Source organism: Ochrobactrum sp. SFR4 (assembly GCF_019730395.1).
Taxonomy (GTDB): domain Bacteria; phylum Pseudomonadota; class Alphaproteobacteria; order Rhizobiales; family Rhizobiaceae; genus Pseudochrobactrum.
The window spans coordinates 1-236 of the sequence record NZ_JAAPBB010001384.1; the positions used below are offsets into that span (position 1 = coordinate 1).

The window sequence follows — 236 nt, forward strand, 5'->3', positions numbered from 1 at the left end:
CGTAATCTGCATTTTTATCGCCGCGTACAAAAACGCGCTCTTCATAACCGGTCTTGGCAATGGCTTCGAGTTTCGGCACCACTTCCGTAATGTCGATCTCGGTTTCCTGCAGATAGACCTGCCCCTTATCATTCACAGAAACGGTGATCGGCTGGGTATCGGCATTGAGTGCCTTGGCCTGCGTATCCGGCAGATCAATCGGCACACCGGAGGTGAGCAATGGTGCGGAGACCATG

1 protein-coding gene is annotated in these 236 nt (G+C 53.4%); it reads right to left on the reverse strand.

Annotated features, from left to right (window positions below; translation table 11 throughout):
• Nucleotides 1-236: ExbD/TolR family protein (locus HBA93_RS23565; RefSeq protein ID WP_221724824.1), on the reverse strand; the 236-nt coding region annotated here is incomplete at both ends.